This window comes from Fulvivirga lutimaris (genome assembly GCF_009711525.1).
Lineage (GTDB): Bacteria > Bacteroidota > Bacteroidia > Cytophagales > Cyclobacteriaceae > Fulvivirga > Fulvivirga lutimaris.
In genome coordinates, this window is sequence record NZ_SMLV01000421.1 from 13512 (window position 1) to 25755 (window position 12244).

8 protein-coding genes are annotated in these 12244 nt (G+C 38.0%); 4 read left to right on the top strand and 4 right to left on the bottom strand.

Going from position 1 to position 12244, the window contains the following annotated elements; all coding sequences use genetic code 11:
* Positions 1–48: 48 nt before the first annotated feature.
* The 3 genes from E1140_RS17000 to E1140_RS17010 all read right to left on the bottom strand — a co-directional run bounded on the left by E1140_RS17000 (position 49) and on the right by E1140_RS17010 (position 6002).
* Positions 49–2208 carry a PAS domain S-box protein gene (locus E1140_RS17000; RefSeq protein WP_155186690.1) on the bottom strand — a complete coding sequence of 720 codons (2160 nt, stop codon included), beginning with the start codon at positions 2206–2208 and terminating at the stop codon, positions 49–51.
* 173 nt (positions 2209–2381) lie between these two features.
* The gene (locus E1140_RS17005; protein WP_155186693.1) at positions 2382–3530 is read right to left on the bottom strand and encodes a PepSY-associated TM helix domain-containing protein; all 1149 of its coding nucleotides are present in this window, start codon (positions 3528–3530) and stop codon (positions 2382–2384) included.
* A gap of 15 nt (positions 3531–3545) precedes the next feature.
* Positions 3546–6002 (bottom strand): TonB-dependent receptor, encoded by a 2457-nt coding sequence (locus E1140_RS17010; protein ID WP_155186696.1) that lies wholly within the window; start codon positions 6000–6002, stop codon positions 3546–3548.
* Between the two features lie 236 nt (positions 6003–6238).
* Here E1140_RS17010 and E1140_RS17015 point away from each other — a divergent pair, with 236 nt between their 5' ends.
* Positions 6239–6796: a hypothetical protein gene (locus tag E1140_RS17015; protein WP_155186699.1), complete on the top strand. Its 558-nt coding sequence runs from the start codon at positions 6239–6241 to the stop codon at positions 6794–6796.
* A 25-nt stretch (positions 6797–6821) separates the two neighbouring features.
* On the opposite strand, the gene E1140_RS17020 is transcribed toward E1140_RS17015, so the two are convergent.
* Positions 6822–7370 (bottom strand): hypothetical protein, encoded by a 549-nt coding sequence (locus tag E1140_RS17020; RefSeq protein WP_155186702.1) that lies wholly within the window; start codon positions 7368–7370, stop codon positions 6822–6824.
* Between the two features lie 257 nt (positions 7371–7627).
* On the opposite strand from E1140_RS17020, the gene E1140_RS17025 reads away from it, so the two are divergent.
* From E1140_RS17025 to E1140_RS17035, 3 genes are all read left to right on the top strand, one after another.
* On the top strand, positions 7628–9649 hold the full coding sequence (locus E1140_RS17025) for a M13 family metallopeptidase (protein WP_155186705.1): 2022 nt from the start codon (positions 7628–7630) through the stop codon (positions 9647–9649).
* A gap of 190 nt (positions 9650–9839) precedes the next feature.
* Positions 9840–10586: an alpha/beta hydrolase family protein gene (locus E1140_RS17030; RefSeq protein WP_155186709.1), complete on the top strand. Its 747-nt coding sequence runs from the start codon at positions 9840–9842 to the stop codon at positions 10584–10586.
* Positions 10587–10745: 159 nt separating this feature from the next.
* Complete coding sequence (locus tag E1140_RS17035; RefSeq protein WP_155186712.1) at positions 10746–12080, top strand: DEAD/DEAH box helicase; 1335 nt, start codon at positions 10746–10748, stop codon at positions 12078–12080.
* Positions 12081–12244: the final 164 nt, after the last annotated feature.

The following is a 12244-nucleotide window of genomic DNA, read 5'->3' on the forward strand; positions in this document are numbered from 1 at the left end:
CGTGTGTAACAGGATTATAGCATGAAATGAAGTGTTTTGAATAGAAGGTTAGTTGAGGTTATAGGGAAACTCAATTAAGAACTTCGTTCCATTAGCAGACTGAACTGTGTGATTGCCCTTCAGTTGTCCAGTAAGAAGCTCAATCAGCTTAAGTCCAAAACTGTCGGTATCATTTGCTTTTTCACTAATGCCAATACCATTGTCTTGATAAACCAATAGGACGGACCCATTGCTTCTGTTTAGGTTTAAGTTAATCTCACCTTCCTTGTTTTCAGGGAATGCATGTTTAACACCATTGGTTATAAGCTCATTGACAATAATCCCCAAGGCTGTCAGATCCTTGCTAGAGAGGATAAAGTCCTCAATTTCCTCATTAATCTTGATGTTATAGTTTCTAAATACTCCAGAAATATCTTTAATCAATTGTGTTAAATACCCTTGTACAGATATTTGGTCAAAATTTTCTGACTTAAACAGCTGGTCATAAATATGTCCCATACTTTTTAATCTGCCAACGGCATCATTCAGTTCGTTGGCAACCTCTTTATTTTCTGTAGTAGTGGCCTGCAAAAAGAGCAATCCGCTAACCATGTTCACATTATTCTTGATTCTATGATGAACCTCATGTAGCACTATTTCCTTTTCTTGCAGTAGCTCTTTCATCTTCATTTCAGATAGAATCCTTTTAGAAATGTTTTCATGAGCGACAACAACTCGAAGTTTATCTCCAATGTTAAAACTAGTTACCTGCACTTGAAACCAGCGTTTTTCAGTAGGAGAGTGACAAGGGTATTCAAGGGAGAAGTATGACTTTTCTCCATTTAGTGTGGCAAGAAGACCTTCATACATGCCAGGCGCTTCTTCTGAATTTTTACCTTTTGAGTGTTTGCAAACATCCAGGTAGTTGTTGCCTATATGATATATTGGGGATTCTGTCTTAGCGTTATTTTCAGCAAAATGTTTCCAGGCTTCATTTACAGAAAGTATAACTCCTTTCTCATCTAAAATGGCTATTTGTGATTGTAATGCATTTAAACTACCATAGGCAAATTGCTCTGATTCCCGAATTAGTTTCTCTTTGTTCTTTAAAACAGTTATGTCATTCACCAATGTTAGCCTGGCATTTCTATCTTCATGATCAATAGGATGTGATTTAACCTCAACGTTCATGATTTCACCGTTTTTCTTTTGATGATCCCATTCCTGCGCTTCAGTACCAGTGTATTGGTAGTGTGGGTTTATTAATTTATCCCGATCGTTTTTTGGAAGTATATCGCTGACAGACATTCTCATGAATTCATCTTGTGAATAACCATATTTTCTAATGGCAGCTTCATTTACTTCCAGGAAAGTAAATTCATCAGCATCACAAATCCACATTGCCTGCGGGTTATTATCAAATAGATGTTTGTACCTGCTCTCACTTTCCTTTAATGCCTTAATAAGGTTTATCCGATCGGTTACATCCAAAAAGCTTATAATGACCTCAACCAGATTATGATTCTTCCTATTAGGAACACCATTTACTTCAAGCCATGTGATTTCATGATCTTCCTGATGTATGACACCAAATGTCTGGTTTATCATTGGTTCACCTGTATTTATGATTTGATTTACCGGATAGTTTTCATAGGCAAGGATATTGCCGTCTTTATCAACAAACTTCCAGAAAGGATCGACAGCTTTCTTGCCTCGCATTTGATCATCGTCCAGACCAAGCAGCTCCGAGGCGCGATTATTATTCGCTATAATAGATGTGTCAGCGGCATGTACGACCACACCAACAGCAAGATGATTCAATAATTTCTGATTTCTCTCCCCAGCTGCCAGCAATTTTAAATTGGACTCATAGAGTTCAAAGGCCATTTCAATAGTCGATTGTATAACGAACTCACCAGACCCTTTTGGAATAAAGCCGTAACGAGAAACCTGTTTTACGCGATTGACAAAGTCTTTGTTGGTCTGTGAAGTGATGAAGACAATTGGAATATCTTTTTTAGACAAAATCTCTTTTGCTGCGGTGATACCATCTATGCCACTACCAAGCTTAGTATCCATTAATACTAAATTGATGTTTCCCATCAGTTGCGCCAATTTAATGGCTTCTTCACCTGATGATGCTGTCAATACATCATAACCCAAGTCTACAAGAAGGGCGTCATTACTTAAGCCATCATTTTCAACTAGTAATATCTTCTTTCTTAACATGGGCTGCAATGCTACATTTATCGTCTGAATGAATCTACTTATTAACTAATTGGCAATGTATCCAATTCAAAAGAAAATGGACATACGTAGAATCACGCAGTCTCATGCGTTAAAACACCAATTTTGGCTGAGTTTTAAGAATTGCTAAATAGAGTATTGAACTTTTCTAACTTTCAACTTACTGTTTTTAATTTTCTCATTTTCTTTCTGCCAATACAAATCATAAATCCGGTTATAGGTAAGCTGGCTGATATGAGTGATGCAATAAAGGCCAGTATCTTACCGGGAAGGCCAAGAATATTTCCAACATGAATGTCATAATTCATGGCTCTAAGCTTTTCTCCTGTTGTTTTGTCATCAAAGCTCGCAGTATTTAACAATTGACCAGTATGCTGATCAAAGAGATGCCGCTCCCGTTTATACCTTTTTTCCGAATTCTGAACAGTGACGCTTACCACATCAGTAATTTTATCTGGCAGGTTAATACTGAAAGCCTTGGCCTCAGCATTTAACTGATTAGCAGAATATAGTATTTTATCTAAGGGTAGAAGTGTGGCCACTTTAGTGGTATCTGAATATAGTCTTTCTGACTTTGGAGGTAGGGAGCCTCCATTGACGAGCCATTGTACACCATCACCAAACCACTTGTAAGAAAAAACCAATCCGGTGCAGGCGATAATAAAGAGTATTATCATGCTGTAAAAGCCAAGAATGTTATGAAGGTCATAGTTCTTGCGTTTCCATTTTGTTGACGTTTTCCAACGAAAAGCATAGCGCTGCTTGGCAGCTTTTTTATTCTTCGGCCACCAAAGTATTAGGCCTGAAATTAGAAGAAGCACAAATATGATAACTGAGACACCTACAGTCATTTTGCCAACTTTTCTGTTTAGCAGCAGATTTCTATGTAACCGCAGAACAACATAGAAAAACTCCAAAGTAGTGTTTTCATCCATTACAACATCACCAGTATAAGGATTGAGATAAAACTTATGGTAGTAAGCAATCTCGCCAAAGTGGGTGTAAGCGGTGTTGTCTCTAATTTGTTCAGGACGAAATTCATAAGTTTTATTAGCCTTTGTGGGTACAGTTACGCTTTGAATGGGATGATCATTTCCTGCTGCTTGCTGCGCAATTTCAAAAAGTTCTGTAAGTGGCTTTTTTGAGGCCTGTATAGGAACTTCAATAGTAATCCTGTCTTTGTAAAGCCAACTTTTAAGTTCTTCTTCAAATACATAAATACAGCCTGTAATGCTAACAATTAACACCACCAGCCCGGACAAAAGTCCGAGCGTGAGGTGCAGCGTACCGATAACTTTTTTCATCTGAGGCGGCCTGGATTAGAAAGTATATCCTACGCTGAATAGGAAATTCCTTGGTGTTCCTGGGTTTGCAGAAATGCCTGCTCCAGCTCTTCCTCGACCAATCCAGTACGACATGTCAGTCAAATTATTCACATTTAAAGACAGCTTAATATTGTCTATACTGTAGAAAAGTGCTGCGTCAAAAACGGTGTAGTCTGGCAAGGTGAAATTAGATCCTGTTTCCTGCTTTGAGACGAAATTGCTTCCCAGAGCAATACCTGCTCCATTTAATAAGCCTTTGACAAAATTGTACTTAATCCAGGTGCCACCCATTTGCATTGGTGCATACTCCTTTCTTGTATTTACTAAATCAGGATCATCACTTTTTGTAATGAGTGCTTCATTGTAAGAGTAGTTTGCAGTGATAGAAAGATTAGGCAGTATTCTACCATTAATATCCAGTTCAAGTCCCTTAGATACTTCCTGTCCGCGTTGTTTTAACAACTCAGGATTGTCAGGGTCATTAGCATTAATAAGGATGTTGTTTAGCTCAATTTGATACATGCTGGCTGATACAGTTAGTCCTTTGTTAAACCACTCAGTCTTAGTACCAAACTCAAGCATATTACTGGTCAGTGAGTCAAAAGGACCACCATAAATGGCGGGATCTCCTATAACACCTGCACTTTGGGGCTGGAAGCCTTCAACATAGGTTCCATAAAGATTGACATTGGGTGTTAGACTATAAACAGCACCTATTCTTGGGATGAAAGCGGTTTGTTCCACAGTCTTCACATCTTCTTCCTTGTAATTTTCAAAATCGGTATAGAACTCTTGCCTTAACCCGATAAGCAGCTGAAGTTTTCCCATTTTCATCTGATCCTGAATGTAAACACCACTGGTATAGTACCTGCTAGCCGCTCTGCTTCTGGTAGATGTAAAATAGTCATCAATATCTTGTGGCGTATAGTCAGGGTTCAACAAGTCAAAGTAGGGCATGTTAGGCACTGGGCTGCCGTCACTATCAAGCAGATATAGTTCTGACTTACTTGGGTCATAAGAGTTCAAAGCAGCGGTATTGGTAGCATTTCTGTAAGCTCCGGCCAATCGCTTATCCCAGCCACCAACAGGAGTAAGCTCTTGTGAAAAGTCATAACCTGCAACTATGTTATGCTTAACTCGGCCCGTTTGTAAACCAAAGTTGAAATAAGACATCACATTAGAATTAGTGTTGGTGCTTACACCTCTTTGTAACCGCATTTGCATGACTGTAGGTATTTCATTGCCTGTGCCATTGATACCGTAGGCATTATTGGTCCTATGTTCCAGGTAATCTCTACTGTATTGATTAGAAATAAAACTGGTTTTGAACTGCACATTATCAGTAAACTTGTGACTTATGGCTCCTAGCAGAGAAAAGGATTCTTCGTGATTATAGCTATTAGAATATGTAGCGCTGAGCGAATTGGGAGTAGAGTTTAACCTTCCCAAACCATCTGTCTCATTAGTAAATGGTTGACCTCTGTCAACCCGTGCCTGAATCTTAGAGTAGATTACATCGAGATCAACACGTGTTTTTTGATTGGGCACAAAGGATACAGAAGGCGCAAGCAACACATCTTTTCTGCCCATAAGGTCTCTGAAAGAACCAGCATCCTGATAAGCTACATTTAACCTATAAAGAATGGTCTTGTCTTCATTCAGTGGTCCGGTAAGGTCTGCTTCAGTTCTGATGGTATTGTAACTGCCTACTGAAAAATTAATACCTTGTATTGACTCAGCCAACGGCTTTTTTGTAACTCTATTAATGGTCCCACCCGGATCTGAATAACCGTATAATGCTGAATTAGCCCCTTTAATCACTTCAATGCGCTCCATATTGCTAATCAGTGTTGGCATCCAGCCTTTGCTTACTTTTACACCATTAATCATGATGTATCTGCTGGCACCAAACCCTCTGATCATATAATCTCCAGAAATGGATTCCTGATTAACGCCACTAATATTTTTGACTAAGTCAGTGATTAAAAAGGCCTTTTGATCCTGAATCAGGTCTTTGGTAACATAACTTACAGCCTGAGGCACATCTTTGAGTGGAATGTCTGTTTTTGAAGCAAGTGATGACACATCTGTGGTATAGTTTTCCTCTCTTTTACCTGATATCACCACCTCATCCAGCTCCTCACTCTTTTCCCTTAGTGTAAAGTTTCTGGTGATTGTTTTGGCTCCTGAAATGTTAATATTTCTGGTAATTGACTGAAATCCAATAGCTGACACTATCAATTTGTAGTTACCCGTGGGCACATTTTTGATATTGTAATAACCAGATTCAGTAGTTGGTGCTCCATAGCTGGTGCCTTCAAGTCCAACACTGATGCCGGGCAAAGCTTCACCTTGCTTATTAATAATTCTACCTTTTATTGTTCCTTGATTTTGGGCTGAAGTAGATATTGCTAGTGCTAGCAGCAGCACAATGAGGTATACTTGTTTCATTTTATAGGTAAGATTTAAATGTTTGTTAAATACTTATTTAGACTAATTATAAATAATAGCAAACGTAAATCGATTTGGGATTACTGGCAATCGCTAGAAGTAGTGAAAATGACTAGCTAGTTATAGCTATTGAGGCACAGAATCTCATTGGAAATGAGCTTAATTAATAGTATCATGCGAATAAGTATAGAAAGCCATTTACAACCGAATTGCCAGTGACGTCAACAAGTACAACAATGCGAAATATGAATGGTCGTATCTCTTGTGAGCTTTGCAAGGATTATGCGAAGTTTAAATGGCGAGAAGTATTTACTGTTGGCACTTTTATAGCCTGGGCACTGCCTCTCGGTTTATTAGTAAATGAAATAATGAGGCTGCTAGGTTTAAGTCACAAAAGCGTAACACTTGCAGTAGCATCAGTGGTTATATTGGTGGCTTTGGTAATAGCCTTGCTAGATTATTTTAACAGAATAAGAATACTGGTCATAGATAGAAATACCGTTACATTCAAACGTGGTTTGTTGCTAATTCCAGGTTGGACAATGATATCTGCTGACTATAATGAGGTCCAGCATATAAAAATTGATTCGAGAATGGAAAGTTCAGGAAATGAAGAGGGGCCAAGTATTCTTACCACTTATTATGACATTCATGTAATACCAAAAACTGGTAAAAAGTTTAGGTTGATAAAAGGGTTAAAAGAAAAAGAAGCTAATTTTTTACTTAAGCAGCTGACAAAGTATAAGGATAGGTATATTAATTCCATTAATAATAAGACCAAGGGCCACAACTAGCCCTTAGGGCCTTGATCATAAGATTTTACCATTCAATGTTGTAAGTACAACTATCCGCACCACTCAATCGAGTTGGTTTGGAAGTGTCTAAATTAACCTCAAGCTTAAACGAATTTTTTGGTCTAAATTTTCTGGCCATTGTTGTTATAATACCTCTATCAAAATCAGATGGGTATGGATTATTACACTCCATTACAGCCTTTTTTGCCTTTGGATCAAAACTAACTAATTTATAATAGCCTATGTCCCCACCTTTGTGGTTCATTTTGTAAGCCATATTTATTGCCCCCAAGCCTTTCTCAAGTGAATCAATCTCTGGTGGAAATTTAGCAGACTCAGGAATCGACTTTCCAATCATAAATATTGTACTTGGTCCTACTTTATTAGAAATCTCTTCAAATGCCTTAAGCCATGCTTCTTGTGAGTACCATTTTTCAGGATCAATATTGGATATGCCGTGTTTTGCCAGGATTTGTTCTCTTACTTCCTTACCGCTATCTAGTGCGTCAATCAATGATGTTACCGTTTGTCCTAACACTTTAACATTATCTGCGAAGGGTTTAAATTGTGCCATAGTATTACTTTTTATTTGAAATTAATTTCCTCTTTTAAGGGCAAGTTCCAACTCAGAATAAGAAATTAATTCATCCTTCTAATAGTACCCACGTGCGGAACCTGCACTTCAACTTGATAATAGTAGAAGTTAATAATTTATATAAAACCTTCCAAATAAGTAATGCCTCCATTCAAACGGCAGAATTCATTGTTATGTAATAGCGTCTGGTCACGCTACATTTTTCCTCTATCTTTAATTAAAACAGAACTGTAATTATGAAAAAACTGCTTTACCTCTCACTCTCTATTGTATTATGTGTATCATGCGCTAAACAGGAAGCCCCTGATGAAGCTCCTGATGATGATAAGCTGGCATTTGATGGTATTGATGATTCTATCAAGCCTGGTGATAATTTCTTTATGCATGTTAATAAAGAATGGTATGACAATGCTGTGATTGCTGATGATCAGGTAGGTGTTGGGTCTTACAGTTTTCTAAATATTCCTCAAAAAATTTTACTTGAAAACATTCTTGAAGATGTATCTGCAGGTGACCACCCAGTAGGAAGTATTGAACAAAAAGTAGGCGATTTTTATGCTTCGGGCATGGACCTTGAAGCTATCAATAAGAGAGGATTTGAGCCGATACAACCAACTCTGGAAAGGATAGATGCCATTAGCGATATTCAATCTCTGATGAGTTTTGTGACCGAGGAGATTGAGGTGCAAAATAATTCAATCATTAGTTTGAGTATTTCTGCTGATAATAAAAATAGTGAAATCAATATCCTGCATTTCAATCAGTCTGGGTTGGGCTTGCCAGACCGTGATTATTATTTCAAAACTGATTCATCTACCTTATCCATCCAAAAGGCCTATAAGGAATACCTTTCTACTTTATTGGAATTGACAGGACATGAAGATCCTGATAAACTAGCGGGAACTGTCTATGGTATAGAAAAGAAATTGGCACAATCACACAAGACGCGTGTAGAAAGAAGAGATATTAAGGCCAACTATAATAAACTGGCTCTATCAGATATCAATAAAGATCAAGCTAATATTGGCTGGGTTAAAATGTTGTCAAGACTTATGCTCGAAGCAGATTCTGTGGATGTACGTCAGCCTGCTTATTATGATGAGCTTAATAGGATGCTGACTTCAGTTTCTATTGATGACTGGAAGACCTACTTAAAAGCTAGTTCTATTGCCAACTATGCCGATTATTTAAGCAAGCCATTTGAAGATGCCACTTTTGCATATACCAAAGTTTTGTTAGGCCAATCTGATCAAAAAACACGTGCTCAGCTTATGGTACAGCAGGTGGATAGACAATTGGGTTTTGCTTTGGGTCAGTTATATGTTAAAAGGTATTTTAATGAAGAGGCCAAAAGAAGGGTAAAGGAGCTTGTAGACAACTTGCAGAAAGCTTTTGAAACCAGAATGGATCAGTTGGACTGGATGAGCGACAGTACAAAACAAAAGGCTAAAGAGAAGCTCTATGCCATTACCAAAAAGATTGGGTATCCTGATGTATGGAGAACGTATGATGTAAAAATTGATCGTGATAAGTACTTTGAAAATGTGGTAGCATTGAGACGCAATGATTACCGTTTTGATGCTGATCAATTGAACAAGGCCCCAGATAAAGACATATGGAGTACTACACCATCAACAGTGACAGCTTATTACAGAGCTTCATTAAACGAAATTGTTTTCCCCGCAGGCATATTGCAGTTTCCATATTTTGATGTCAATGCCGATGATGCCATCAATTATGGAGGCATAGGCATGGTGATTGGCCACGAGCTTACCCATGCTTTTGACGACAGGGGCAGTCAGTATGACAAAGATGGCAATGTTAAAAACTGGTGGACTAAAGATGATCTTGAGAAGTTCAAAGCCAAGACGCAGCAAATGATTGATCGCTATAGCACATTTACTGTACTCGATAGTGTGCATGTTAAAGGAGCATTGACAGTAGGAGAGAACACTGCGGATAATGGAGGTATTTCTATTGCTTATGATGCTTTCAAATTGACAGAGCAAGGTCAGGATACTACAAGAATTGGAGGTTACACACCGGATGAGCGTTTCATGATGTCTATTGCCAGAATTTGGCGTGTAAAAGTACGTGATGAATTCATGCGTAACTATATCAACACTAATTCGCATTCACCAGCTATTTGGCGAGTTAATGGTCCGTTGATGAATTTCACGCCATTTTATGAAACTTTTGATGTGCAGCCTGGTGATAAGAATTACAAGCCGGAAGAGGAACGTATAAAAATCTGGTAATCACTAAACACGAAAACTTATTATAGAAGAGGACAACTTAATTTAGCTGTCCTCTTTTTTTATTCTACCTATTTGTAGGAATCAACAGGTTATCTAACGATCAAATACTGTTGTTTAGGGTAATATATATCTGAGCATTCACAATTCACGTATTCTTTAATAGCATTCAACCAAAGTTATAATTTCACATATGAATTACTTTATTGCATTAATTACTATTGCTTCGATTTTCGGCCAAAGTCCTTTAAATGAGCCAATGGCAAAAGAGATCAGTTACATTACTACAGATGGCATCAAGATTTATGGTGACCTGTATGAAGTAGATAAAAAGGCAATTACCATTCTTCTTTTCCATCAGGGAGGTTCAAATGCAAGGGCTGAATACAAACCTATAATCCCGAAACTAATTGGCCAGGGCTATAATGTTCTTGTTACAGATCAAAGGAGTGGCGGACAGTTGTATGGAAGCTATAACAGAACAGTAGCCGACTTAGGTTTAAAGCGATTCAGTTATTGCGATGCTTATGCGGATATTGAAGGGGCTTTAAACTATATTCTTGAAACAGGCTTTACAGGTAAGAAAATCATCTGGGGTAGTAGTTACAGCGCAACATTAGTAATTAAGCTTGCTCATGAAAAGACCAAGGATATATCAGGTGTTTTGGCCTTCTCACCTGCTTCTGGTGAGCCAATGGAAGGATGCCGCCCAGAGGAATATTTTCCTTCATTAAAAGTACCTCTATTACTATTAAGACCTTCAAGAGAGATGGAAATTGAAAGTGTTAAATCTCAATTTGAACTTGCGAAAACATATCATCATCAGGTTTATGAAGCAACTAATGGTAGGCATGGCTCATCTATGCTGGTTGATGAGCGCATTGGAGAAAGTGCCGATGCTACCTGGAAGGTGGTTAATGCTTTTCTGAAAAACTTATAGAATTAGTTGATTACTTAAAATTATGACCTTCCGTGTGGTTAAAGAAATACCGAATAAATAAGCCTTATTATAATTTAAGACTTCATTTGCTGCCATGATAAAGCGTATGGATAATGCTGCTCCATCCTAAATTGATTTCAAAACCGTTAGCTTTGCACCATGAGTTTTGATCAATTAAATATCAATAAACAATTGCGTAATGCAATTGAAGATTTAGGGTTTAACAATGCCACTGAAATTCAAGAGCAGGCATTTCCAGTCATAGCTTCAGGTAAGGACGTAGTGGGTATTTCACAAACTGGTACTGGTAAAACAATTGCCTATTTATTACCCATTCTTCAAGATCTTAAATTCTCAAACAGTCTTAACCCAAGGGTACTGATTTTAGTACCTACGCGGGAGCTGGTAACGCAGGTGGTGGATACTATAAAACAACTTACTACCTATATCAATATTAGAGTGTTGGGCGTATTTGGTGAGTCGAATATCAGGCTGCAAAAAGAAGCATTAGCAGAAGGTCAGGATATCATAGTCGCTACACCAGGTCGGTTATTTGATTTGATGATGGCAAGATCTGTCGCTATGAAAGATTGTAAAAAACTCGTTATTGATGAGGTTGATGTGATGCTGGATATGGGTTTTCGGTCACAGCTGAATAATATATTCGACTTGTTGCCTGCCAAACGACAGAATATCATGTTCTCGGCTACTATGACTGATGATGTCAATGAACTCATCAATGATTTCTTTAGCATGCCAACCCAAGTGACTGTCGCGCTTAGTGGTACGCCTTTGGATAATATCAAGCAAAGTTGCTATCAGGTTCAGAATTTCAATACCAAAGTCAATTTATTAACACATTTGTTAGCAGATAAAAGCACCTATAAAAAGGTACTTGTATTCTTGTCAAGCAAGCGACTGGCTGATTTACTCTTTCAAAAACTGGAGGATGACTTTGGTTCTCAATTAGGAATAATTCATTCTAATAAAACTCAAAATCACAGGATCAGTACAGTTGAAGAATTTGAAAACGGAAAAATCAGAATTCTAATAGCCACTGATGTTATAGCCCGGGGGCTTGACCTTGAAAAGGTCTCGCATGTTATCAATTTTGATACACCTGCCTATCCAGAAAACTATATGCACCGCATAGGTAGAACTGGCCGTGCATCGGAGCAGGGGGAGGCCATAATTTTTTACTCTGAGAAGGAGGTAATAGCCAAAATTGAAATTGAGGCCTTGATGAATCTGGAAATTCCTATTTCTGATTTTCCAGAAGAGGTTGAGATAAATCATGAATTGATCCCGGAAGAGCGCCCGAAAGTCAACCAGGGTAAATATGGAAGAGATACGAAACTTGCCCCTAAAGTTGCAGACGCAGAGAAGCTCGATAAAAATAAAAAGAAGAATATGGGCGGTTCTTATAAAGTTAAACTAGCCGCTAAATATAAAAAGCCAAGAACGAAAGGGGATAAGTTCAAGAAGAAGAGATAAGAGATAGGTGTCAACTACCCTTCGCTACGTAGTGTAGTAAGAAGTCTCTACATTATTGTATTACATTCTCGATTGGGAGATATCTCATTTCGTTACACTACATATCGATATGACGAACTTTAATATATTATCGTCACTTCGATACGCAACGCAGTGTAGTGAGA